This window comes from Nocardioides sp. NPDC051685, assembly GCF_044453405.1.
Taxonomy (GTDB): domain Bacteria; phylum Actinomycetota; class Actinomycetes; order Propionibacteriales; family Nocardioidaceae; genus Nocardioides.
In genome coordinates this window covers 453,844-477,258 of the sequence record NZ_JBITCR010000001.1, presented here as the reverse complement: position 1 = coordinate 477,258, position 23,415 = coordinate 453,844, and the positions used below count along the sequence as shown (strand labels likewise).

General features: G+C 69.9%; 23 protein-coding genes. 13 read left to right on the top strand and 10 right to left on the bottom strand.

The window, feature by feature from the left end; genetic code table 11:
* Positions 1-63: 63 nt before the first annotated feature.
* The gene (locus ACIA03_RS02365; protein ID WP_396978858.1) at positions 64-1,503 is read right to left on the bottom strand and encodes an MFS transporter; all 1,440 of its coding nucleotides are present in this window, start codon (positions 1,501-1,503) and stop codon (positions 64-66) included.
* Positions 1,504-1,676: 173 nt separating this feature from the next.
* On the opposite strand from ACIA03_RS02365, the gene ACIA03_RS02360 reads away from it, so the two are divergent.
* The 6 genes from ACIA03_RS02360 to ACIA03_RS02335 all read left to right on the top strand — a co-directional run bounded on the left by ACIA03_RS02360 (position 1,677) and on the right by ACIA03_RS02335 (position 6,308).
* A complete protein-coding gene (locus ACIA03_RS02360) occupies positions 1,677-2,228 on the top strand; it encodes a TetR/AcrR family transcriptional regulator (RefSeq protein ID WP_396978856.1) in 552 nt (183 codons plus the stop codon).
* Between the two features lie 24 nt (positions 2,229-2,252).
* The gene (locus ACIA03_RS02355) at positions 2,253-2,759 is read left to right on the top strand and encodes a general stress protein (RefSeq protein ID WP_396978854.1); all 507 of its coding nucleotides are present in this window, start codon (positions 2,253-2,255) and stop codon (positions 2,757-2,759) included.
* 101 nt (positions 2,760-2,860) lie between these two features.
* The gene (locus tag ACIA03_RS02350; RefSeq protein ID WP_396978852.1) at positions 2,861-3,280 is read left to right on the top strand and encodes a hypothetical protein; all 420 of its coding nucleotides are present in this window, start codon (positions 2,861-2,863) and stop codon (positions 3,278-3,280) included.
* 10 nt (positions 3,281-3,290) lie between these two features.
* Positions 3,291-5,087 carry a M91 family zinc metallopeptidase gene (locus ACIA03_RS02345; protein ID WP_396978850.1) on the top strand — a complete coding sequence of 599 codons (1,797 nt, stop codon included), beginning with the start codon at positions 3,291-3,293 and terminating at the stop codon, positions 5,085-5,087.
* Between the two features lie 7 nt (positions 5,088-5,094).
* Complete coding sequence (locus ACIA03_RS02340; protein WP_396978849.1) at positions 5,095-5,685, top strand: hypothetical protein; 591 nt, start codon at positions 5,095-5,097, stop codon at positions 5,683-5,685.
* A gap of 2 nt (positions 5,686-5,687) precedes the next feature.
* A complete protein-coding gene (locus ACIA03_RS02335; RefSeq protein WP_396978847.1) occupies positions 5,688-6,308 on the top strand; it encodes a hypothetical protein in 621 nt (206 codons plus the stop codon).
* 46 nt (positions 6,309-6,354) lie between these two features.
* Here the strand turns inward: ACIA03_RS02335 and ACIA03_RS02330 are convergent, their stop codons facing one another.
* Positions 6,355-7,707 carry a glycoside hydrolase domain-containing protein gene (locus tag ACIA03_RS02330; RefSeq protein ID WP_396978845.1) on the bottom strand — a complete coding sequence of 451 codons (1,353 nt, stop codon included), beginning with the start codon at positions 7,705-7,707 and terminating at the stop codon, positions 6,355-6,357.
* A 137-nt stretch (positions 7,708-7,844) separates the two neighbouring features.
* Positions 7,845-9,236 carry a sulfatase-like hydrolase/transferase gene (locus ACIA03_RS02325; RefSeq protein ID WP_396978842.1) on the bottom strand — a complete coding sequence of 464 codons (1,392 nt, stop codon included), beginning with the start codon at positions 9,234-9,236 and terminating at the stop codon, positions 7,845-7,847.
* Between the two features lie 183 nt (positions 9,237-9,419).
* Between ACIA03_RS02325 and ACIA03_RS02320 the strand changes: the two genes are divergently transcribed.
* Entirely contained in the window at positions 9,420-10,064 is a 645-nt protein-coding gene (locus ACIA03_RS02320) for a hypothetical protein (RefSeq protein WP_396978840.1), read from the top strand.
* A gap of 56 nt (positions 10,065-10,120) precedes the next feature.
* The gene (gene purL, locus ACIA03_RS02315; protein WP_396978838.1) at positions 10,121-12,409 is read left to right on the top strand and encodes a phosphoribosylformylglycinamidine synthase subunit PurL; all 2,289 of its coding nucleotides are present in this window, start codon (positions 10,121-10,123) and stop codon (positions 12,407-12,409) included.
* On the opposite strand, the gene ACIA03_RS02310 is transcribed toward purL, so the two are convergent.
* The gene (locus tag ACIA03_RS02310) at positions 12,328-13,077 is read right to left on the bottom strand and encodes a DUF2306 domain-containing protein (RefSeq protein WP_396978836.1); all 750 of its coding nucleotides are present in this window, start codon (positions 13,075-13,077) and stop codon (positions 12,328-12,330) included. The genes purL and ACIA03_RS02310 overlap by 82 nt on opposite strands.
* Before the next feature lie 103 nt (positions 13,078-13,180).
* Here ACIA03_RS02310 and ACIA03_RS02305 point away from each other — a divergent pair, with 103 nt between their 5' ends.
* Both ACIA03_RS02305 and ACIA03_RS02300 read left to right on the top strand, forming a co-directional pair.
* Positions 13,181-13,915, top strand: coding sequence for a TetR/AcrR family transcriptional regulator (locus ACIA03_RS02305; protein ID WP_396978834.1), 735 nt, complete (start codon positions 13,181-13,183; stop codon positions 13,913-13,915).
* 44 nt (positions 13,916-13,959) lie between these two features.
* Positions 13,960-14,961 carry a CAP domain-containing protein gene (locus ACIA03_RS02300; protein WP_396978832.1) on the top strand — a complete coding sequence of 334 codons (1,002 nt, stop codon included), beginning with the start codon at positions 13,960-13,962 and terminating at the stop codon, positions 14,959-14,961.
* 4 nt (positions 14,962-14,965) lie between these two features.
* Here the strand turns inward: ACIA03_RS02300 and ACIA03_RS02295 are convergent, their stop codons facing one another.
* From ACIA03_RS02295 to ACIA03_RS02285, 3 genes are read right to left on the bottom strand one after another with little or no spacing between them, the layout of a single operon-like run.
* Positions 14,966-16,453 (bottom strand): DHA2 family efflux MFS transporter permease subunit, encoded by a 1,488-nt coding sequence (locus ACIA03_RS02295; protein WP_396978830.1) that lies wholly within the window; start codon positions 16,451-16,453, stop codon positions 14,966-14,968.
* A 42-nt stretch (positions 16,454-16,495) separates the two neighbouring features.
* On the bottom strand, positions 16,496-17,302 hold the full coding sequence (locus ACIA03_RS02290) for an ABC transporter permease (protein ID WP_396978828.1): 807 nt from the start codon (positions 17,300-17,302) through the stop codon (positions 16,496-16,498).
* A complete protein-coding gene (locus ACIA03_RS02285; RefSeq protein ID WP_396978826.1) occupies positions 17,299-18,318 on the bottom strand; it encodes an ATP-binding cassette domain-containing protein in 1,020 nt (339 codons plus the stop codon). The genes ACIA03_RS02290 and ACIA03_RS02285 overlap by 4 nt, the downstream gene beginning before the upstream one ends.
* A gap of 297 nt (positions 18,319-18,615) precedes the next feature.
* On the opposite strand from ACIA03_RS02285, the gene ACIA03_RS02280 reads away from it, so the two are divergent.
* Positions 18,616-19,569: a helix-turn-helix transcriptional regulator gene (locus tag ACIA03_RS02280; RefSeq protein WP_396978824.1), complete on the top strand. Its 954-nt coding sequence runs from the start codon at positions 18,616-18,618 to the stop codon at positions 19,567-19,569.
* Here the strand turns inward: ACIA03_RS02280 and ACIA03_RS02275 are convergent.
* From ACIA03_RS02275 to ACIA03_RS02265, 3 genes are read right to left on the bottom strand one after another with little or no spacing between them, the layout of a single operon-like run.
* Positions 19,552-20,100, bottom strand: a complete 549-nt coding sequence (locus ACIA03_RS02275) for a GNAT family N-acetyltransferase (RefSeq protein WP_396978822.1) — start codon at positions 20,098-20,100, stop codon at positions 19,552-19,554. The genes ACIA03_RS02280 and ACIA03_RS02275 overlap by 18 nt on opposite strands.
* A gap of 8 nt (positions 20,101-20,108) precedes the next feature.
* Positions 20,109-20,885, bottom strand: coding sequence for a serine hydrolase (locus ACIA03_RS02270; RefSeq protein ID WP_396978820.1), 777 nt, complete (start codon positions 20,883-20,885; stop codon positions 20,109-20,111).
* 10 nt (positions 20,886-20,895) lie between these two features.
* Entirely contained in the window at positions 20,896-21,621 is a 726-nt protein-coding gene (locus ACIA03_RS02265; RefSeq protein WP_396978818.1) for a hypothetical protein, read from the bottom strand.
* Between the two features lie 63 nt (positions 21,622-21,684).
* Here ACIA03_RS02265 and ACIA03_RS02260 point away from each other — a divergent pair, with 63 nt between their 5' ends.
* Positions 21,685-22,041: a sterol carrier family protein gene (locus tag ACIA03_RS02260; protein WP_396978816.1), complete on the top strand. Its 357-nt coding sequence runs from the start codon at positions 21,685-21,687 to the stop codon at positions 22,039-22,041.
* A gap of 9 nt (positions 22,042-22,050) precedes the next feature.
* Positions 22,051-23,415, top strand: coding sequence for a dipeptidase (locus tag ACIA03_RS02255; RefSeq protein ID WP_396978814.1), 1,365 nt, complete (start codon positions 22,051-22,053; stop codon positions 23,413-23,415).

Here is a 23,415-nt window from a genome sequence, read left to right as displayed (position 1 = left end):
AAGTGGCAGAGGTCGAACGACTCGTGTCGAGGGTCCAATGTCCCCGATGCCACAGGTGACGGCTCAGTCGACCTCGACCGCCGCCGGCCCGGCGACGTAGGCACGCGTCCCGGCGGGCCGCCGGAGCACGACGCTCAGCGACGCGATGATCCCGAGCGCGCCGAGAGTGGCTGCGGCGTAGAAGGCCTCACGCATGCCCGGCACGACCTCGCCGGGGGTGCCGTTGGCGACGTAGACCGAGGCGATCACGGCCAGGCCGATCGAGCCGCCGAGCTGCTGCATCGTCTGCACCAGACCCGAGGCCGAGCCGGCGTGCGCGGGGTCGACACCCTCCAAGCCGAGGGCCGTGGTGGAGGTGAAGACGAGCGAGGCGAAGGCACCGTTGAGGAGGAACGGAGCCAGCACGGCGCCGGCGTAGGAGCTCGATTCCGACAGCGTGCTCAGCCACACGAACGACGCGGTCAGGCCGGTGGCACCCAGGACCAGCACCCGCGGCATCCCGATCCGGGCTGCGATGCGAGGTGCGATCCGGGACATCGCGAAGATCATCAGGGTGAGCGGAAGGAACGCCAGCCCCGAGGCGAGCGGCCCCATGCCGAGCACACCCTGCAGGTAGATCACGGTCAGGTAGAACGTCGCGAACTGAGCCCCGACCAGCCCGACCGCGGCGATGAACGCCGCGACCCGGCGGTGGCTGTTGAAGAGGTGGAGCTGCAGCAGCGGGTGGGCGACCCGGCGCTCGGTGAGCACGAGGGCGACCAGCAGGAGCAGGCCGACGACGATGCCGCCGATGGTGCGTACGGAGGTCCAGCCGTGCTCGGGAGCGCCGATCAGCGACCAGACGATCGCGGCCGCACCGCCGGTGGCGGCCACCGCGCCGACGACGTCGAAGCGTCCCGGGCGGCGGGCGGTCTCGGAGACGAGGCGGCCGACGAGGGCGAGCACGACGAGCCCGATCGGTACGTTGATGAACAGCGTCCAGCGCCACGACGCGATGTCGGTCAGGATGCCGCCGAGGATCAGCCCGATCGAGGCACCGCTGGAGGAGACGGCCGCGAAGAGCGCGATCGCCCGGGCCCGGCCGGCCTCGTCCTTCGCCGAGGTGGTCAGCAGCGCCAGCACCTGAGGTGCGGCGATCGCGGCACCGAAGCCCTGCAGCGCGCGGGCGATGACCAGCAGGTCGTCGGTCGGCGCGAGCCCGCCGGCCAGGGAGAAGAGGGTGAAGACGGAAAGACCGGCGACGAACGTACGCCGCCTGCCGAAGACGTCGCCGAGACGACCGCCGAGCAGCAGCAGGCCGCCGAAGGCGAGGGTGTAGCCGTTGAGCACCCAGGTGAGTGCTGCGGGGGTGAACTCTAGGTCGTCGGCGATCCGGGGGAGCGCGACGTTCACGACCGCCGCGTCGAGCACGATCATCAGCTGAGCGACCAGGACCAGGGCGATCCCGGCGCCGGCGGCCTTGGCGGCCGCGGGTGGCTTGGGTGGTGCCACGGTGGATGTCATTCGAGAGCTCCTGTTGGAGACGGAATTGGAGTACAGTGAAGCGGAGGAAGTCTCCGCTTGACCAGAACACTACCGGAGAGTGTCTCCGGTTAGCAACGCATTTAGATGCGGGAGCGGTGCTTGCTGTTAACTTGAGGCCCCGCAGAGCCGCGGGAGCCACTGAGGAGGTCTGGATGAGAGCCGACGCGCAGCGCAACCGCGAGCGGCTGATCGAGGTCGCCCACGCCGTCTTCAAGGAGCGTGGTCTCGACGCACCCCTCGACGAGGTGGCTCGACGCGCAGGCGTCGGCCCGGGCACCCTCTACCGTCACTTCCCCACGCGCGAGGCCCTCCACGAGGCGATCATGGCCACCTGGATCGAGGAGGTCTCCGCCCACGTCGAGAAGGCGATGGCGACCGAGGGCGGGTGCCGGGAGAAGCTGCTCGCCTGGTTCGAGGAGTACGTCGCGCTGCTGACCCGCCACCAGGGCGCCGCCGCCAAGATCACGGCCTCCTTGGGCTGTGCTGACTCCCCGCTGCGCACCAAGTGCCAGACCTACGCCGACGCCAACGAGAGCGTCCTGACGGAGATGGCCGACCAAGGCGCGCTGCGTGAAGGTGTCGACAACCTCGACGTGTGCCGTCTCCTGGGCGGCGTCGCGACCATGGCCGACCAGTCCTCGCTCGACCCCAAGGACGTACGTCCCATGCTCGATGTCATCGCGAACGGCGTCCTCAAGAACTGACCTTCCCTGGGGCACACTGGGCGTATGTCCTTCACCTCGCCGGTCGGCGGCCCGCAGAGCCCGCTGAAGCTGGAGTTTCCCCAGTCGCTCGCGACCTATGACGACTACGCGGCCGCGCAGAAGACGGTCGACTTCCTCTCCGACCACGAGTTCCCGGTCGAGAACTGCATGATCGTCGGCACCGAGCTGAAGCAGATCGAGCGGATCACCGGCCGCCTGACCTGGAGCAAGGTCGCCCTCGCCGGTGTCCTCTCCGGTGCCTGGCTCGGTGTCTTCGTCGGCCTGATCATGTCGCTCTTCGGCGGCGACAACTTCCTCTTCATCCTGCTCTCGACCGTCCTGCTCGGCGTCGTCTTCGGCCTCGTCTGGTCGCTGATCGGCTACGCCGCCACCCGCGGCACCCGCGACTTCTCCAGCGTCAAGATGATCGTGCCGGCCAAATACGAGGTCCTCGTCGAGCACAAGGTCGCCGCCCGTGCCCGCGAGCTCCTCGCCGGCCTCCCCGGCGCCCTCCCCAACCCCTTCTCCTGAGCGCCCACCCCCGCGCCTGTCTCGGATGATGAGATGGGCGCGGCGTTCGTGTGTAGCCACGCGTGTTCCGGGGAAGAACTCCGTTGAAGAGGGAGGCCCCGATGTCATCTCAGATCAACGTACGTCCCGACGAGCTCGTCAAGCTCGCCGACCGCTGCATCGACTGGGCGATGGACCTGACCGGTGCGACCACGGACAACGCCGGCGCGCTCCAGGTCGCCGCGCGCGACGCCGGCAACACCCAGGGTGGCTACGACACGACGGCTGCCCACGGGCCGTTGGTCGAGGCCGCGTCCAGCGCGCTCGAGTCGTTCGCGGCCGTCTTCGAGGCGGATGCCGACGCCCTCATGCTGTGCGCGTTCGACATCTCCGCGACCGACGAGGAGGTCGCCCGGGCCGCCCGGTCGAGCAACTCGCTGCCCCCGGGGCCGACTCCGCGACCGCCGGAGCCGACTCCGGGTCCGAAGCCGCCTTCGCCCACGCCGAGCCCGTCGCCCGGCCCCACCCCGACCCCGCGCTGAGGAGCACGAGATGTCCGAAGGCACCTGGAAGTTGTGGGACGACGCGGCCTCGATCGACGACGCGTCGCGTGGCTGGAGCTCCGTCGCGAAGGCGCTCGACGGCGTCACCGAGGCGTTCATCAGCGGCTCCAAGGACGTCATCGCCGACTGGGAGGGACAGACGGCCGAGTCCTACGAGGGGCACCGCAAGACGCTCCTGACCGACCTCGACAAGGCGCGCGAGCTCGCCGACAAGGCGTCCGCGGCCATGGCCAGGATCGCCGGCACCGTACGCATCGCCCAAGGCCACCTCGACCAGTCCTGGGCCACCGTGGCCCACATCCCGCACCAGGGCAGCCCGTCGGGCGACATCCGGTTCGAGCCCGAGTCCCCCGAGGACAGCAAGCTGGTCACCGACGCCATCGCGCGTGCCTCCGAGCTCCGGACCGGCCTCGATCGCGACCTCAACGCCGATCGGCAGGTGCTGATCGACACCACCGCTGCCTGGCAGGGGCTGTCGACGAGCATGGCGGCGATCGCCGAGTCCGGACAGGACCCGTTCCACCTCCCCGCCGACGTGGACTCGGTCGGCATGATCAACGTCGACGGAAAGACGTACATCAACACCGGCAGCGGCGACGACGTGGTCACGGTCGGGATCAACCCGTTGACCGGGAAGCAGGTCGTCACCGTCAACGGTCAGATGTACGAGGTGCCACCCGGCAACGAGATCGTCATCCGCGCCGGCGAGGGCAACGACGAGATCAACGTCCCGCAGGGCACCAACGTCAACCTCACGCTGCTCGGCGGCAGAGGTGACGACCGGCTCAACGGCGGCAGCGGGAGCGACCGCATCCTCGGTGGCCAGGACCGCGACCACATCTTTGCCGGCGACGGCGACGACCGCGTCTCGGGCGGCACCGATCGCGACTACATCGACGCCCAGGGCGGCAACGACCTCGCCACCGGAGCGGGCGGCGACGACACCGTCTACGGCATGGCCGGAAACGACCGGATCAGCGGTGGTCGCGGCCAGGACTACCTCGAAGGGGCAGATGGCGACGACCTGCTCGTCGGCGGCGACGGCAACGACATCGCCTCCGGTGGTGACGACAACGACCGGATTCACGGCGGCGCCGGCGATGACGTGACGTACGCCGGGCGGGGGACCGACACCACCTACGGGGGCTCGGGTGACGACAAGGCCCACAGCGAGTCCGGAGACACCGACGAGGACGTCGAGCAGCACGTGACGGTCCAGATCACCGAGGTCCCGGAGTGGATCAAGATCGAGGGTTCGCCGGAGTTCGTCGCCCGGACCCGCGCCGACCTCGAGATGCTGGCCGCGTCGCCGACCGGCCAGCAGATGCTCGCCGCGCTGGACCGGAGGCACGACGACTCGGGCGTGTTCGGGATCGGGCAGGAGAACCTGACCATCCGCGAGTACGTCGGTGACACACCGAACAGCTCGGCGTCCGACGGGCCGATGGGCGGCAACGAGATCGAGTACATGCCGGACATCGACACGATGAACACCGGCAACCGTGCGCCCCAGACGCCCGTCGACGGCCCGCCGGTCGCGGTGCTCTACCACGAGATGGCGCACGTCTACGACTACATGCACGACACGCTCGAGCCCGGCGAATATCACGGCGACGACCCCGAGAACCAGGGGACGAACAACCGCGAGCGTGAGGCTGCCGGTCTTCCCGTCGATCACGACAACGACCCCAGCACGCCCGAGCGGATCGACCCGGACCACCCGTACGTCTACACCGAGAACGGTCTCCGCGACGAGATGGGAGCTCCGCACCGTGACCACTACTAGGTTGATGATGCTCGCATCACTGCTGACGGCGGGAGGTCTGATGATGAGTGGCTGCGCGAAGGCTCCCGAGGGGGAGCGGAAGATCGACGGGGTCCGGTTCGAGTCAGAGATCGCCACGGCCGGCGATGCGCTCGAGATCAGCTATCGGGTGGTCAACGACGCGGACACCGATGTCTACGTGATCGACTCGGTGCCGACGTACGCCAACGGGGCGCTGCAGCCGGAGTCGGCCGACACCGTCTACGTCCTGGGCAGCGGTGGGAGCAGGGCCGAGGTGAGCAAGCGGGTCTTCGCGTTGCCCGACGACAAGACGTTCGCCCAGATGCCGGCGGTCGGTTGGGTCGAGCTCGCTGCGGGTGAGGAGCTGAAGCGGGACGTACGCGTGCCGTTGCCGCTCGAGGAGTATCGACCGTTCGACGACGACTCCGTCCCGGGGCTTCCGGACCCGGTCGAGGAGGTCATCTTCTGCGTCGGTGTCCTCGACCTCCGCGACCTCTACCCCGACGGTGTGCCGGCCGACGTGACGGGTCTCGCCCACTCCGACTCGGCCGCCGAGGCCCAGCAGATCTTCTGCTCCGATCCGACGTCCCTGGACTGATGATGCGCGCCGGCGTACTGGTGGTGGCACTGCTGATGTCACTCGGCGGGTGCGCTGAGGACTCGCCCTACGGCGAGTTCGGTCCTACGGGCCCGGCGCCGTCCCCGGAGGCGACGTTCGATGCCGACGTGACAGTCGGCGAGACCGGGGTCCAAGTGAGCTACCGGTTCGCCAACGGCGGTGACAAGCCGTTGATGCTCGTCAACCGCCCGGGGGTGGCGGCTGGGGCCGGCGTCCGCTACCGGGAGGACGCGGCGTACGTCACCGAGGATGCCGGTGGCGGTGTGCTGTTGTCGCAGGCGCTTTTCGGGTTCCCCGACACCGACCAGACCTGGGAGTCGGTTCCGCGAGTCGGAGTCACGGAGGTGGCGCCGGGTGAGACTGTCGAGGGCGATGTGATGTCTGCCGTGCCGCTGACCTGGTTCCATCCGTTCGGAAGCGACTTCGGATCTGGGCCGTTGTCGATCCCTAGCGATGTCGATGAGGTCAGGTTCTGCCTGGGCGTGGTCTCCTCACCCTTCCCCGAATCGATGACGCCGCGGACCGAGGAGGACGGAATGCAGACCGTCGGACACGCGAGCGCCGAGCAGCACCTGTTCTGCTCGGCGCCCGAGGAGTTGTGAAGCTGAGCGTGGCTCATAGGTCACGCTCAGCTTCACGACCTCGAACTCAGCGGCCGTGGGCCAGGTCGTACCAGGTCACCTCGGTGGCCATGCCGGTCGCGGTGCGGCCGAGGCGCTTCTGGTAGGCGACGAGGGCGACCTGGGTGTTCCAGTCCATGACGCCGGTGATCTTCGGACGCTCGGGTGCGGAGGTGGCGCTGAGGGCGCGCTGGAGGTCGCGGACGCTCTCGCCGGCGGAGCCACGCTTGAGGAGCGGACGGCTGTTCGCCGCCCACAGCGTCTTCCAGGCACCCTGGGTCCACGTCTTGCGCACGGTCAGCCCGTGCGAGCGCTGCCAGGCGTTGATCGAGCTCACCAACCCGCGGTCGTACGTCCCGTCGATCGGCCCGCCGAAGTTCCCGCGCTCGCGGAGCATGCACTCGAGCGCCTTGGTGTAGATCGGCGAGGGGGTGTAGGAGCTGGTGCGCGGCTTGAGGGCGGGATAGCTGGTGAAGCTGACCGGCACGCCGCCGCAGTGGGTCACCGGTCGCGCGTAGGAGCCCCGGCCGAGGTCGACGAAGTTGGAGTCGATCTCGATGGTGGTGCCGCCGTGGGTCTCCTTGTGCGGGCCGCGGTACTGCTTGACGCGCTTGTGAGGGTTCCAGGGCGAGTCGGGGATGTAGCGGGTCGAGGTGCCGGCGCGGCCGTCCCAGTCGGCGATCCACAGGTCCGCGGGGTAGACGAAGCCGCGCGGCTGGGCGTGCCAGACGGCGTACATCGCCTTGATCCCGGACGACGCGCTCGAGTACAGACCCGGGCGGTAGCCGAGGCTCTTGATCCGGTAGCTCCAGGCCGAGGCGAACCACATCGCCGACTCACGGCAGCGCTTGTTGCCGATGTCGAAGCCCTCGAGGTCGTAGAACATCGTGCTCCCGGCGGCGATGCCGTAGCGCTTGGCGGCGTCCACGGTCGCGTTGGCCTGGGCGACGCCCTGGCGCTTGGCGGTCGCGTACTGGTCGGTCGAGTTGGCGCTGATCCGCGGGTCGTCGCGGTAGCGCGGGAAGTGCGGGTTGCAGGATGCCTGCGGACCGAGCGTGATCGGCAGGAGTCGCCACCCGCGGGCCTGCTGGGTGCGCACCCAGGTCGCGCTGAGATTGGTCTGGTTGCGGCAGCCGCGGGAGTTGCCGGCGATGTAGATGCCGACCGCGCCGAAGTTGGAGTGCTTCCACCAGCGGTCCATCGCCGCCTGTGACGGCGCCTGGCACTGGTCGAAGCCGTAGCCGGTGAAGTTGCCCGGGGTGACCGGGTTCGCGGCCGCCGCGGGGCTGGGTGTTGCCAGCCCCGCGACGCCGACGACGCCGGAGATCAGGCTCGCGCCGAGTGCCCGTCTGACGTACTTGAACCTGGTGGAGTCCCGCATATTTCGTCACGGTAGTCACAACTGTCACTCAGTTACCAGGGGACTCGCCCAGGCATACGTCCGAGCTTCGCTCGGTTACTCCCTCGCTCGGCGCGAGCGGACGAGCAAGCTCGCCGCTCGACCTCGCTCCGGTCGTCTCAGGAGTACGCCAGCAGGGTCTCGTTGATCTTCTCCCAGGCAGCCTTGAGCTCCGCCAGGTCCTCGGGCCGCTTCCGAGCCAGATCGGCCTGCTCGCGTACGTCCTCGCTCAGGTCGTAGAGGTGGTCGGTGCCGTCGAGCTGCAGATACTTCAGCGAGCCGCGGCGCAGCGCCCGCTGACCGCGCATCCGCCAGAAGAGGTCCTGGGTCTCGCGCGGCCGGCCACCGAAGAGGAGCGGGACCAGACTGGTGCCGTCCAGCGGGTAGTCCGCCGCCGGCGTCGCGCCGGCGAGCTCCAGGAAGGTCGCGGTCCAGTCGGTCGTGACCACGGGCTCGTCGCTGACCTGGCGACCGGGCAGGGTGCCGGGCCAGCTCAGGATGGTGGGCACCCGGATGCCGCCCTCGTTGAGCCCCGACTTGGCGCCGGTGAACGGCCACACGTTGGAGAACCGCTCGCCGCCGTTGTCGCTGGCGAAGAAGACCACGGTGTCGCGGAGCTGGCCGGTGCGCTCGAGGGCCTTGATGACCTGGCCGATCGACTGGTCGAGGTCCTCGACCATGGTCTTGTACGTCGCCAGCGAGCCGCCGTCGTTGTGGAAGAGCACGCCCTTCTCGCCGTCCTCGATCCGGGCGGTCAGCTCATCGCTCACCGCCTTGTCCTCGGGTCCCTCCCAGGGCCAGTGCGGGGTGGTGAAGTTGAGGTTCAGGAGCCACGGGGCGTCGTGGTCGCGCTCGAGGAAGCTGACGGCCTTCTCGGTGACGATCTCGGTGTAGTAGCGGAGGTCCTCGACCTCCACCTCGTCCTCGTAGAGGTCGTGGTCGCCGTTGTGGTTGATCTTGGAGAAGTAGTCGAGCCCGCCGGAGAAGTTGCCGAAGAACTCGTCCCAGCCGACCCGGGTCGGGCTGTACCAGGGCAGGTAGCCGCAGTGCCACTTGCCGAAGAGGGCCGTCGCGTAGCCCTGCTCCTTCAGTAGCGAGGCGAGCGTCGGATGATCGAGCGGGATGCCGTGGAGCTTGTTGGGCGACGAGATGGGCTCGGGCAGCCCGCCGGCGAGGCGACCGGGATAGCGCCCGGTGTAGAGCCCGAAGCGGGTGGGGGAGCAGACCGAGGAGGCGGAGTAGGCATCGGTGAACCGCACGCCCGAGGCTGCCAGTCGGTCCAGGTTGGGCGTCCTGATGTCCGGGGAGCCGTAGGCGGACAGGTCGGCCCAGCCGAGGTCGTCGCCCAGGATGATCAGGAGGTTCGGCCTGCGCCGGGGCCGGTTGACCTTACGGGCCTTGAACGGCTCTTCGGCGGCGGCGTTGGTGGGGGTGGCGAGGCCGGTGGCGGCGACCGCGCCGGCCCCGGTTGCCAGGAGGCTGCGCCGACTGAACGTGCTGGGGGAGGACACCGTGTGGCCTTTCTCTAGTGAATAACTACGAATAGAAGACTAGAGGGCGGCTCGGTCGATGATCGGAAGTCTCGGGTGACGGACGTCCGGGACGTTGGTCCTGGCGGGTTGATGGGCCCTAACCAAAGCCGTGCGGCGGCGTTAACTTGGTAAAGGAACGGATCGCAAAGGGGGTGGGGACCTGTGCAGCAGCGACGTGATCGGGTGACGCCGGTCCTCTTCGCGATCACCGTCTTGCTCGCGCTCACGGTCGCCGGGATCATCCACGTCGCCTACGGCGGCCAGGTGGGCGGGCCGTTCGCGGTCGCCGACCAGGTCAGCTCGACCACCAAGCAGCCCAACACGCCCTACGTCTGCTGGGACGGCAACGGCTCCGGATCCTTGACCCGGTGCCCGGACCCACGCGGCGAGGACGGCATGAGGTGGGTCTTCCCCGGCTACGACGATGCCGCCCGGAGCGGCGAGTGCACCCGCGCCGAGACCGGCCGGCGCGACCTCTTCGTCGAGTGCTCGATGACCTGGCGGGGCAGCCGGGTCCACCTCCACTACGCCTACTGGAGCACGTGGCAGACGGGCCAGAAGAAGTACGCCACCACCGGCTCGACCCCGAGGATCGAGCAGCGCCCCGACGGCGCCATGTCGCTCTCCTGGCGTCCGCGGCGGCTGCCCACCCCGCACGGCGAGGCGTCCTGGGTCACCGCCGAGATGGTGGAGGGACACGGCTGGGGCGTCGCCGCCTACGCCGGGGACGGCGAGGTCGCCCGGCAGGCGCTCGAGGAGTTCGGTGAGATCCGCGACCTGCGGGAGTGGCGCGGGCTGCCCAGATGATCGGCGCCCGGGTGACGACTCGGGGGATTGGGCACTTCTGACGTAGATTTCTGCCCGTGACCGAGACTTCGTCCGCTGCCGTTGCGTCCGATCTTCCGCTCCTGGACACCGTGCACCACGCTGCCGGTGACCCCGACCGCGAGCAGCCCTGGGCCGAGCTCGGCCTGAAGGAGGACGAGTACGCCGAGATCCGCCGCATCCTCGGGCGCCGGCCGACCGGTGCCGAGCTGGCGATGTACTCGGTGATGTGGTCCGAGCACTGCTCCTACAAGTCGTCCAAGGTGCACCTGAAGCAGTTCGGCGAGATCCCGCAGGAGACCCCGGCCGGCAAGATGCTCGCCGGCATCGGCGAGAACGCGGGCGTGCTCGACGTCGGGCAGGGCTACGCGGTCACCTTCAAGGTCGAGTCCCACAACCACCCGAGCTATGTCGAGCCCCACCAGGGTGCCGCGACCGGCGTCGGCGGCATCGTCCGCGACATCCTCGCGATGGGCGCGCGACCGGTCGCCGTGATGGACCCGCTCCGCTTCGGTCCGCTCTCCGAGGAGGACACCCACCGGGTGCTGCCCGGGATCGTGTCCGGCATCGGTCACTACGGCAACTGCCTCGGTCTGCCCAACATCGGTGGTGAGGCCGTCTTCGACGCCTCCTACCTCGGCAACCCGCTGGTCAACGCGCTCTGCGTCGGTGTGCTGCGCCACGAGGACCTCCACCTCGCGAAGGCAAGCGGTGCCGGCAACCTGGTGATCATGTACGGCGCGCGCACCGGCGGCGACGGCATCGGCGGCGCCTCCATCCTGGCGTCGGTCGAGTTCGACGAGGACGGCCCCGCGAAGCGGCCGAGCGTCCAGGTCGGCGACCCGTTCATGGAGAAGCTGCTGATCGAGTGCACCCTCGAGCTCTTCGCCGCCGGCATCGTCCGCGGCATCCAGGACTTCGGCGCGGCCGGCATCTCGTGTGCCACCTCCGAGCTCGCCGCCGCCGGTGACGGCGGCATGCACGTGCACCTCGAGCGGGTGCCGCTGCGTGACTCGACGCTCGCTCCGGAGGAGATCCTGATGAGCGAGTCGCAGGAGCGGATGATGGCGGTCATCGCGCCCGAGGACGAGGCGACCTTCATGGACATCTGTGCCAAGTGGGACGTCGAGGCGGCCGTGATCGGCACCGTCACCGGCGAGGGCCGGCTGCGCGTCGACTGGCATGGCGAGACCATCGTCGACGTCGACCCGACCACCGTGGCCCACGACGGCCCGGTCTACGAGCGCCCCTACGCCCGCCCGTCGTGGCAGGACGCGCTGCAGGCCGACGTCGCCGAGAAGCTCCCGCGTGCGGCCTCCGCCGACGAGCTCCGCGAGACGATCCTGAAGCTGGTCGCCTCGGAGAACCTGTGCGACAAGTCCTGGATCACCGAGCAGTACGACCGCTACGTGCGCGGCAACACCGTCCTGTCCCAGCCGTCCGACGGCGGCATGATCCGCGTCGACGAGTCGACCAACCTCGGTGTCGCCCTGGCGACCGACGCCAACGGGCGCTTCGCCAAGCTGGACCCCTACGCCGGCGCCCAGCTCGCCCTGTCGGAGTCCTATCGCAACGTCGCCTCCGTCGGCGCCAAGCCGCTGGCCATCTCCGACTGCCTCAACTTCGGCTCCCCGGAGGACCCCGACGTGATGTGGCAGTTCGCCGAGGCCACCCGCGGCCTGAAGGACGCCTGCCTCGAGCTCGGCATCCCGGTCACCGGCGGCAACGTCTCCCTCTACAACCAGACCGGTGAGGTCGCCATCCACCCCACGCCGGTGGTCGCGACGCTCGGCGTGATCGAGGACGTCACCACGCGTACGCCTTCGGACTTCCAGGCAGCCGACGAGGTCGTCGTGCTGCTCGGTGAGACCCACGAGGAGCTCTCCGGCTCGGAGTGGGCCCACGTCGTGCACGGTCACCTCGGTGGCCTGCCGCCCAAGGTGAACCTGGCGGCCGAGAAGGCGCTCGCCGAGCTGCTGCTGGAGGCACGGTTCGTCACCTCCGCCCACGACCTCTCCGACGGTGGCCTGATGCAGGCCCTGGCCGAGCCGGCGATGTCGTCGGGGATCGGCGTCTCCGTCACGATCGCCGGCGACCCGTTCGTCGCGCTCTTCTCGGAGTCGGTCGCCCGCGCGATCGTCACCGTCAAGGCCGACGACGTCGAGCGGCTCACCTCGCTGGCCGAGCGCAACGGGGTCGCGGCGACGAAGCTCGGTGTGACCGGTGGTTCCGCCTACCAGATCTCCTACGACGGCGGCGCCGTCGAGATCCCGCTCGAGGAGCTCACCGGCGTCTGGCGCTCGACGCTGCGGGACGCGCTGGCCTGACGGTTCCCTCGCCGCCGCGGCTTCCGGTGGATGATCCACTCGGCGATCAGCAGGTTCACGACCCAGCTGACCCAGGCAGACGCCGCGGCGGCACTGGCGAGGGTCGGGTCCTCGGTGCCGATGTCGGCGCCGGTCATGACCTCGGGCACGAACATCATGAGCAGCACCATGCCCCAGAAGCGGTTGGCGACGATCGAGAACGCCATCGCGTAGCTGCGGTACATCCACTCGCGGTGGTCCTTGAAGCGCCGCTGCCGGGCGGCGCGGTAGCCGAGCACCGTGAACAGCAGGAACAGCACGCCCAGGAAGGTGTTGCCGACCTGCTGCGCCGGTCCGGCGGCGGGGAACTGGCTGGTGACCAGCGCCGCCACGCCCGTCGGGATGCCGGTGACCACATAGGTCCGCCCCGTCCAGCGGTGCACCTTCGGGTGGTGGGCGCGCAGCCACGGCCACAGCTGGAGTACGCCGCAGCAGAGCATCACCGAGCCGAAGAAGATGTGCGTCACCAGGGCGGGATAGAAGGCGGGCCCGCGGTCGGTGGCGACCAGCGACTGTGACGGGTCCAGACCCACGTATCGCGGCAGCGCCGAGACCAGGAAGATCACCGTCGCCGCGCCCAGCGGGAACAGCCACCATGGGCGGGTCAGAGGTCTTGTCGTTGTGCTCATGGGCCGTCCGATCTAATAGCGTATGACGTTAACTGTTTATAGAATACGCAGATCGGATGGGCGGTCAATCGGTTTCGGGGAGGAGCAGGGCATGATGGACGCGATGAGTTCTGACCTGATCCCTCGTCTGTGGGGCAAGCCTCCGGCCGGCCGGCGTGGCCCGAAGCCGGCGCTGAGCGTCGCCCAGATCGTCGAGGCCGCCTATGTCATCGCTGATGAGCAGGGCCTTGCCGCCGTCTCGATGGCCCGGGTCGCCGAGGCGGTCGGCTGCTCGCCGATGGCGCTCTACCGGCACGTGAAGAACAAGGACGAGCTGCTCATCCTGCTCGCCGACCGGCTCTGTGCCGACCTGCCTGAGCCCGACCGTGACCTGGAATGGCGCGAGGGTCTGGCGGCCTGGATGCGCGCCCAGGTCGACCTGGCGGTGCGCAAGCCATGGTTCCTGGACCTGCCGATCGCGGCCACGCTCCCCGGTCCGAAGCGCCTGGCCTGGATCGACCTGGGTTTCTACTATCTGCGCGACGTCACACTGCCCGCGGAGGAGAAGCTGGCGATCCTGGGCATCGTCGCGCAGTACGCCGTGGGCGAGGCGAAGATCGAGGTCGAGGCGGCGCTGTCCGAACCGGACAACCCCTATGCCTCCTTCGAGCAGATGCTCGTGACGTACGCCGATCCGGAGCGGTTCCCGAACCTGATGGCGTCCATGGCCACCTGGCGGCCGGCCTCGCCTGGTGAGGGATCCGACTCCGACGATCCGTCGGCCCTCGGGCAGAGCCTGTTGATGGCCGGCATCGCGGCCCACATCGAGCGCCACATCGAGCGCGGCGCCCCCAAGTAAAGGTCGATACCCTGGCGGGGATGTTCCCCCACCTGCATCGCCCCGTGTCCGTTGTCCTTGCCCTGTTGCTGGCGGCAGCCGCGCTGCTCGTCGGTGCCGGTCCGGCCTCCGCAGGGGAGGGCGGCACGATCAAGCGGCTCGCGAACGCCGCTCGTGCCGATGCCGGTCTGGACCCGCTGACGCGGGACTCCGCCCTCGACGGGCTGGCGCGGAAGTGGGCCTACAAGATCGCCGCCGACGGGGAGCTCTCGCACAACCCCGACCTCGCCGAGCAGGTGCCGGAGGGCTGGCAGGGGATCGGCGAGAACGTCGCCATGGGTTACCCGACCGGGGCCGAGATGCACCGTGGCTGGATGAGCTCCGAGGGGCATCGCGCCAACATCCTGGGCGACTACACCCACATCGGGATCGCGTTCGTGGTGGTCGACGGCACCAGCTGGGGCGTCCAGGTCTTCGCGAAATACCCGCGGGGCGTGCGCCCGACCGCGACACCGGAGGCCACCGCGCAGGCGCCGACCGCGCCCGCGACGACCGAGGCGCCGACTCCTCGGCAGACCTCGAAGCCCAAGAAGTCGGCGACGGCGTCGCCGGCCCCGTCGCGTACGCCGTCCGTTGCGGCATCGCCCTCGACGTCGGCCTCGGCGTCACCGTCCTCGCCGGAGTCGAGCGCGGCCCTGCCCGGGGACGACTCGGAGACGGCCGGCCCGGTGACCTTCACCGACGCCTCCGACGGTCCGACTGCTGTCTCGAGCGGGCTGTTCGGGATCGGCTACGTCGAGATGGCCGTCGCGGTGCTCGGGCTGTCCGCGCTCGGGCTGCTCAGCGCGTTCCTGCTGGCGCGGCGCCGGAGTCGCGATCGACGCCGGCGCGACCTCGAGGCGACTCGGCCGGGGAGGCCGGCTGGACCCTACCCCGGCGGCGGCCCGGTCCACCGGGGTGCGGTCCCTCCCGCTCGGCCCCACCCCGGCTACCCGGGCTACCCCGTTCCCGGCCGTCCCGTCCCGGGCCGCCCCCACCCGTATCCCGGCACCCGACGCCAGTGGTAGCGACCTAGTCGGCGACCGCGGCCACGGGCTGACGGTCCTCGGCCGGTGCCGTCCGAGCCGAGGACGTACGCCGGAAGACGACGAACGCGACCGCCGCCGAGATCGCCATCATCGTGACCGGGAGCCAGAAGGCGACGCGCAGAGCCTCGGCGGCCAGCGGTGCGACGGCATCGAGCTCGGCCGGCGACACCGCGCTGAGCGCTCCGATGCCGTCGCCGCCCAGCCCGGGGAGACGGGCCGAGAGGGCGGCGGCCAGGAGCACGGAGACGCCGGCGGTGCACAGCGCCGTGGCGACCTGGTTCATCACGTTGATCAGCGTCGAGCCGGCCGGGATGGCGCTGTCCTCGAGATAGCGGGTCGCGATGGTCATCGTCGGCAGCATCACGAACCCGGCGCCCGCGGTCGCCACCATGTGGGTGAGGGCCAGGGCGAGCATCGGGGCGTCGGCACTCAGCTGGAGGGCCAGGGCGCCGAAGCCCAGGGTGGAGACGACGATGCCCGAGCCGATCACCGGCAGCGGCGGGAAGCGGTCGATGAGGCGCCCGGAGATCTGGATCATGATTCCGGCTGCGACGCCTGCGGGAGCCATCAGCAGACCTGCGGTGGTGGCGGACTCGCCGCGGACGACCTGCCAGTAGAGCGGCACCAGGATCATCGAGCCGAAGTAGCCGCCGGCGAAGCAGACCAGCAGCGCGGCGCTGCCACCCGTGAGGCGGCGGCCGAGGAGCCGGATGTCCAGGAGCGGTGCCGCGGCGCGGAGCGCGTGCCGGACGAAGAGCGCCACGAGGACGATCCCGGCCCCGATCGGGACCAGCACCTGGGCGTCGAGCAGGGTGCCCTCGGCGAAGGAGGTGCCCAGCACCAGAAGCGCCATCGCGGGCGGGAGCAGGAGCAGGCCGCGTACGTCCAGGCGGGCGCTCGGTCCCCGCTCCAGCCGCGGGAGGTTGCGCATCCCGAGGACGAGACCGAGCAGGCCCAGCGGCAGGTTGATCAGGAACATCCACCGCCACGACATCGTGTCGAGCAGCCAGCCGCCGAGAACCGGTCCGAAGACGGGACCGACCAGCACCGGCAGGCCCATCAGGGCCATCAGTCGGCCGCGCTCCTCGGGTGGTGCCGAGCGCAGCGTCAGGGTCATCGCGGCCGGCATCACGAAGCCGCCGCCGAGCCCCTGCAGCACCCGGAACGCGATCAGCGACTCGACGTTCCACGACGCCGCGACCAGGCCGGAGCCGAGGGTGAAGACACCGATCGCGGTCAGGAACACCTGGCGGGCGCCGAACCGGCTGATCGCCCAGGCCGCGGCCGGGATGACCGTCGCCAGCGCGAGCGTGTAGCCGGTGGCGACCCATTGGATCACCGGCAGCGAAGCGCCCGTCTCCTGGGAGAGACGGGCGATCGCGACCGCGACGATCGTGATGTCGATCGGGATCATCACCGTGCCGGCGATGACGGTGAGCACGATCGTTGTCGGGCTGGGCTGTCGAGTCATGCGTTCAGTCTCGAACCTGAAGTTGACTTGAGGTCAAGAGATTCAGCTCGACTTCTCCATGGTCCGTACGCCGACCAGCACCCCGAACGCCGCGACGGCTGCCGCCGCGACGAAGCCGCCGATGACGACATCGGCCGGGAACTCACCGGCGAAGAGCGCCCGCTCCGCCTCCACGACGTACGTCATCGGGTTGATGTCGCTGAGGAACCGCAGCCAGCCGGGTGCGCCGTCGAGCGGGAGGAGGACGCCGGAGAGGAGCAGCAGCGGGAAGATCAGCATCTGCTGGACCGTCCAGAAGACCCAGTCCTGCTCCTTCGCGGCGGTGGCGAGAGCGAAGCTGAGCGCGCCCAGGCCGATCGCGAAGAGCGAGACGATGACGGCTCCGACCAGGACCCCGCCGAGGTGGAGGTCGAAGCTGAACGGGGTCACCACGGCGAGGATGACGGCCGTCTGGAACAGCACCGGCACGACCTCCTTCAGGGCCCGTCCGACCAGCAGGGACGGCCGGGACAGGGGCGAGACCAGCAGCCGCTCGTGGGAGCCGGAGCGGATCTCCGCGGTCAGGTCGGCGCCGGTCATCGAGGCGCCCATCAGCGCGGTCATGACGACGATGCCCGGCACGAACCACTGCAGCGCGCTGCCGTTCTCGACGTCGGGCAGGAGCGGCGCGAAGAGGCCCAGGAAGACCAGCGGCTGCATCATCGCGAAGAGCATCGAGGCCGGCTGGCGAAGCTTGGGTGTGAGCTCTCGGAGCAGCACGGTCCAGGTGTCGGTGAGGAATCCGGTCGGCCTGCTCGGCACCCGGGTGGTGTGTCGGACCTGTGCGGCCGGGACGGTGAGGGTGGTCATGCTGCTGCTCCTTCGGTCTGGGTGATGGACTCGGTGGTCTCGGCCGACTCGCGCAGGCTGCGGCCGGTCAGGTCGAGGAAGACGTCGTCGAGGGTGGGGGCGTGGACCTCCATCCGGATCGCTGGCGTGCCGTGGGCGGCCAGATCGATGGCCAGGGCCGGGGCGCTGTCGGCGCCGCGCGGCGTACGGATCGAGACCTGCGTCCCGTCCCGCTCGATGAGCGTCGGGCCGGTCAGTGCCGACTCGGCGCGGGCGGCGGCAGTCGTGGCGTCGGCCTCGGTGGCGAAGCCGAGGAGCATCAGGTCGCCGAGCCTCTCCTTGAGGCGGGTGGCGGTGTCGTCGGCGATCACCACCCCGTGGTCGATGACGATCACGCGCCCGGCGAGCGCGTCCGCCTCCTCGAGGTAGTGGGTGGTGAGCACGATGGTGGTGCCGTCCTGGTGGAGTCGGCGGATCTGCTCCTGCAGGTTGGCGCGGTTCTGCGGGTCGAGGCCGGTCGAGGGCTCGTCGAGGAACAGCACCTCGGGATGGTTGAGCAGCCCGATCGCGATGTCGAGCCGCCGCCGCTGGCCGCCGCTCAGCGTCTGGACCGGCCGGTCGGCGTACTCCTGGAGGTCGAAGGCGGAGAGCAGCTCCTCGATGCGCGCCTTCGCAGCCACGCGCGGGATGCCGTGGGCGCGAGCCTGCGACATCAGCTCGTCGCGGCCGCGCTGGACGAAGGCCGCCGCGTTGCCTTGGCCGACGTAGCCGATCGACCGCCTGACGGACGCCCGCGAGCGGACGACGTCGTGGCCGGCGACCTCGGCGGTGCCGGAGGTCGGCGGGATCAGGGTGGTCAGCATCCGCAGGGTGGTCGACTTGCCGGCTCCGTTGGGGCCGAGGAAGGCGACGAGCTCGCCCTGGTGGATCTCGAGGTCGAGCCCGCGTACGGCCTCGACGGTCTTCTTGCTTCTGGTGAAGTGCCTGGTCAGAGCCTCGGTGCGGATCACCGGCCGCTGGTTGGTGTGGTTCGTCATGTCTCCAGCCTCTGAAGTCATCCGGCCAGTTTCTGTCCGCTTTTGAAAAATTCTTGCGAGAACCGGTTTAGAAGTCCGACGAATGGGTAAGAGGGGAGTAGCGCGACGACGGTCGGCTCGAGGAGGGGGCGAGCCGACCGTCGCGCGGGCTCGGGCCAGGTTCCCTCCGGAATCAGGCCACTACCTGGCCGCAATGAGGCCTAAGGTCGACGGCATGAGCGAGCGTCAGCGAGCGACAATCCGATCTGTCATGCCGCCGCGTCCGTATGATGGCGCTTGCGCTACGGAGGTGGCGGCATGAGCACGAGCGCCCGGATGCTGCAGCTGCTCTCGCTGCTGCAGACCCATCGTTTCTGGCCCGGCACGGAGCTGTCCGTACGCCTCGAGGTCAGCGATCGCACGCTGCGGCGCGACATCGAGCGGCTGCGCGATCTCGGTTATGACGTGGACGCCACCCGAGGGGTGGCCGGCGGTTACCAGCTCCGGGCCGGCAACGCGCTGCCGCCGTTGCTCCTCGATGACGAGGAGGCGGTCGCGATCGCCGTCGGGCTGCGCACCGCGGCCGCCGGCATGGTCGCGGGGATGGGGGACGTCTCCGCCCAGGCGCTGGGGAAGGTCGTCGCACTGATGCCGCCGCGGCTGCGGCGGCGGATGGACGCGGTCACCTCGCAGACCGACTCGATCCCCTGGGGCGGCCGGGTGCCGCTGGACGCCGGCGTGCTCGGGATCCTGGCGCAGGCCTGCCGCGACGACGAGGCGCTCACCTTCACCTATCAGGCGCCCGAGGCCGAGCCGACCCGGCGCCGCGTCGAGCCCCACCGCCTGGTGTCGCTCGGCAACCGCTGGTATCTCCTCGCCTACGACCGGGTCCGCCAGGACTGGCGCTCCTTCCGCGTCGACCGGGTCAGCGACCCGACGACCACCGGCCAGACGTTCCGCCCGCGGGAGATCCCCGGTGGCGACGCGGCGGCGTACGTGCAGGCGGGGATCCGCTCCCGTCCGGCTGCCCACGACATCTGCGTCCACCTCCGCGTCGAGCCCGACGTGGTCGCGCGGCGGGTGGGCCGCTGGGGCGAGGTCGAGCCCGCCGAGGGCGGCTGCCGGCTGCGGATGCAGGCCGACGATCTGGGCTGGCCGATGATGATCCTCGCCGGCGTCGACGCCGACTTCACGGTCGAGCAGCCCGCCGAGCTGGCCGAGATGGTCAAGCAGGCGGGGGAGCGGTTCGTCCGCTCAGGCTCGACGCCCTAGCCACTCCTCGCGCAGCAGCCCGTAGACCACCAGGTCCCGGCGCTCGCCCGGATAGGCCTGAGCGCCGCGCATGGTGCCCTCGTGGGTGAAGCCGAGACGTTCGGCGACCGCGCGGCTGCGCTTGTTGTGGACGGAGGTGTCGATGATCGCCCGGGCGATGTCGTACTCGTTGAAGAGCGTGTCCAGCATCGCCGAGACGGCCCGGGTGACCAGGCCACGACCCTCGAAGGCCTCGCCCAGCCAGTAGCCGATCGTGGCCGACTTCTCGTAGAGGTTGATCCGCGCCGTGGTGGCGCCGGCGACCTCGCGGTCCTGGCGGATGACGCACGGGATCGCCTCGCCCTTCACCCACTGGTTCAGCAGGTAGGTGCCGAACCCGGCGACACTCAGCATGGTCTGGTTGCCGTGCGCCCACGGCTCCCACTCGCGGAGGTGGTCGAGGTTGGCGTTGATGAGCTTGTGGACGGCGAAGTCGGTCGATCGGTCGCGCAGGACCATCTCCGCGCCGTTTCCGAGGTCGATGCTGAACAACTGTTCTCCTACTGAGCCGGACCGGAACCTGGATGGTAGCCGTCCCGCAGCGCATCCAGGAGCAGCGTGCCGTACGCCCGCATCTGACCCAGCACCGGGACGACCTCGCCCTCGAAGCGGCAGATGACCGCGTACGCCGCCCGCCGGCCGGCCACGTCGAGCAGCCCGACCTCGGCGCGGACGCCGTCGTCGGTGCCGGTCTTGCTCCACACCCGCAGACCCAGGGCCGGGTCGGCGTGGGCCAGCGGGTCCAGGCCGAAGGCGGAGGAGACCATCGACAGGTCGGTGGCCGGCGCCAGCCAGGACATGACGGTCGGGTGCGGCGTACGGAAGTAGGCGACCCAGTCGGCGGCACAGCCGAGGGAGAGCGTCGGCGGGTCCGCCGGCGTCCGTACGTCCCGGACCGAGTCGTTCAGCATCGACCCACCCGGGGCGAGCCGAGAGGCGACCGCCTGGACCGGAGCGAGACCGACGTGGTCGAGGAGCACGTTGGTGGCCAGGTTGTCCGAGACGGCGCCGACCAGCCGGGCGCAGTCGGTCATGGTCAGGGCGGGGATGTCGAGGTATTGCCACAGCCCGCTGTCGGCGACCGGCTTGACACTGTCCTTGCGCAGCAACAGCTGTCCCAGCGAGTCGTCCTCGTCGAGCAGCTCGGCGAGGTGGTGCAGCAGGAAGACCTTCCCGACGCTGGCGGTCGGCAGCAGCAGATCCGGGTCGGACTCGATGAGCACCTCCCCGGAGTCGGCCTCGACCGCGAGGATCGACCAATCCGTCTGTGACCTCATGAAACGGAGCCTAGGCGGAGGACGACTGCTCCTCGCGCAGCTCGCCGACGACCTGGATCTTCTGCCAGATCTTGCGGGAGAGATCGACGGTGAGGCCCTCGACGGTGCTGACCGTGTCCAGGACGACGTTGTCCTGGGAGTCCTCGGCGCACAGCGCGGCGGTCTTGCCGACGAGGCTGAGCAGCTCCGAGCAGTACTCCAGGTAGTGGATCAGCTCGTCGGCGTCGAGGGTGAGCCGGACGCTGGCCGAGGTCGGCGTGAATCCCGTACGAAGTCGCTCGGGGTCCTTGGTGAGCTGGTGCATGTCGATGATGTGGGCCAGCGAGCGCAGCCGGTGCAGCAGCCTCAGCGCCCGCGACCGCAGCAGCCGCTCCGGGATCGTGTAGAGGAAGAAGATCGCGACCGCGGCGAAGATCAGGTCGTTGACGGTGCTCTCCATCAGCGGCAGCCACTGGACACCGGTGAGCGTCTCGTCGCTGAACGCCGTCGCGAGGCCCCAGATGATGGCGACCAGCGTCAGCGCGAGGACGGCCAGGATCAGCACGCGAGAGACCGCGCGCGTCCACAGCAACCGTCTCCGGAGCCGGTCGCCGACACCGGAGGACTCGCGGATCAGGCCGGACAGCTCCTCGGCGACCTTCACCAGGCCCCGGTCGGGGAAGCGTGCCGCGATCCGTCCGTGCAGCGTCTCGACGGTCTTCAGCACCATCTCCGACTCGAGTCTCTCCAGTCCCACGTCACGGGAGCGTAGTGGTCGCGCGCCGCCACGGTGGGCAACTGCCGCAGATAGGGTGGCGACGTGCCAGCTCGACTCAAGCCCGCGGCCGCCGCCGACGTGGCCGCTGCTCTGGATCGCGTACGCGCCGAGGAGCCTGCCAAGGCCGACCTACGGCTCCTCACCAAGCACTTCCTCGCCGTGCTCGAGCAGCGCGCGCCCGGCAGGAGCGTCGAGGTCCGGGTCCCGCCGTACGCCGCGGTGCAGTGCGTCGAAGGGGTCAGGCACACCCGTGGCACTCCGCCGGCGGTGATCGAGACCGACGCGGCCACCTGGATCGCGCTCGCCACCGGGGCGATGACCTGGTCCGACGCCGTCGATCAGGCCCGGGTGAGGGCCTCGGGAGAACGCACCGACCTGTCGGCTTACCTGCCCTTGTAATCTCACCCTATGACCCTCTCCACCGAAGACATCAAGGCCCGTGTAGAAGACCTCTTCCCCGGGATCCGCAAGGACCTCGAGGACCTGGTGCGGATCGAGTCCGTGAGCGCGGACCCCGCGCGCCTGAGCGAGGTCGAGAAGAGCGCGGAGAAGACCCGCGACCTCTTCGCGGCCGAGGGCTTCGAGGTGGAGATCGTGCGCGCCTTCGACGGCGCCCCGCCTGCCATCGTCGGTGAGAAGAAGGGTCCCGAGGGCGCCCCGACGGTCCTGCTCTACGCCCACCACGACGTCCAGCCCGAGAACGACCACGCCGACTGGGACACCCCGCCGTTCGAGCCCACCGAGGTGGGCGACCGCCTCTACGGGCGCGGTGCGGCCGACGACAAGGCCGGCATCGCCGCCCACATCGGCGCCATCCGGGCCCTGGCCAGCCTCGATGAGAACGGTGGCCTCCCGGTCACCGTCCGCCTCTTCATCGAGGGTGAGGAGGAGGTGGCTTCTGCCACGCTGCCCCAGCTGCTCGAGAAGTACCAGGACAAGCTGAAGGCCGACGTCATCGTCATCGCCGACTCCGGCAACTGGGACATCGGCGTCCCGGCCCTGACCACCTCGCTGCGCGGTCTGATCCGTGTCGACGTCGAGCTCCGCACCCTGGGTCACGCCGTCCACTCCGGCATGTGGGGCGGTCTGGCCCCCGACGCGATCATGGCCCTCGTACGCCTCCTCAACACCCTCTGGGACGAGGACGGCGCGCCCGCGGTCGAGGGGCTCGTCTCCGGTCCGGCGGCCGACGTCGACTACCCCGAGGAGCGGCTCCGTGCCGAGTCCGGTGCCATCGCGGGCCTGCAGTGGGTCGGCAAGGGCAGCGCCGTCGAGCGGATGTGGACGCAGCCGGCGATCACCATCACCGGTCTGGACGCCCCCAAGGTCGACGGTGCCTCGAACACGCTGTCCCCGAGCGCGCGCGCCAAGGTCACCATCCGGATCGCCCCCGGCGACTCCGGCGAGAACGCCGTCGCCGCCCTCACCAAGCACCTGGAGAAGCACGTCCCGTGGGGCGCCGAGCTGACCACCAAGGTCGTCGACACCGGTGAGCCGATCGCCCTGGACGCGACCGGCCCGGCCTACGACGCGGCCCGCGCCGCCTTCACCGAGGCCTGGGACGGCACCGCCCCGATCGACATGGGTGTGGGCGGCTCGATCCCGTTCATCGCGGAGTTCCTCGAGGCCTTCCCGCAGGCCAGCGTGCTCGTCACCGGCGTCGAGGACCCCGACACCCGCGCCCACGGCGCAAACGAGGGTCTCCACCTCGCCGAGTTCAAGAAGGTCGTCGTCGCCGAGGCCCTGCTGCTCCAGAAGCTGGGGAGCCGCTGA